A 541-nucleotide genomic window follows, 5' to 3' on the forward strand; every position below is an offset into this window, starting at 1 on the left:
TAATGTTATTGAATTATCTTATTCGATTTGGGATAGTATACCCGTGATTATGACCCGATAACCCGTTTTCTCCTTGGGGCTTTCCCCGTAACTAAGACTGGGTTTCTTGCTCTGGCTGGCAGTACACAGATTAGCAGGATGGGGTCTTCCCCGAATCTCCAACGAGGATGTGAGCCACCAGAGATAAGATAGTTCATATTTCACAAATCCACTTTCACAAAAGGAATTAAGATTTATGTACATTGTTGGAATTGACATCGCCAAGAAAACACACATTGGAGGAATCACTGACGACAAAGGAAAACATATCGGGAAATCCTTCAAAATCGACAATTCCGTTGAAGGCTTTGAAAACCTTCTGAAAAAACTGGCAGAAATCAACGCTGACATCTCCCAGTTTGTTTTTGGTATGGAAGCCACTGGCCATTACTGGCTCAATCTCTATACCTGGCTTTGTGACAGAAACTTTACGGTTCATGTCATAAATCCGATTCAGTCTGATGCCCTCCGTAAACTTGAAATACGCCAGACAAAGACTGAC

At 42.0% G+C, this 541-nt stretch carries 1 protein-coding gene; it reads left to right on the forward strand.

Annotated elements, in window-relative coordinates:
• Positions 1 to 235: 235 nt before the first annotated feature.
• A partial coding sequence (locus JI65_RS17035) for an IS110 family transposase (protein WP_191018355.1) occupies positions 236 to 541 on the forward strand: 306 nt, incomplete at its 3' end.

Origin of the sequence: Treponema zioleckii, assembly GCF_014737315.1 — a bacterium.
Taxonomy (GTDB): Bacteria; Spirochaetota; Spirochaetia; order Treponematales; family Treponemataceae; genus Treponema_D; species Treponema_D zioleckii.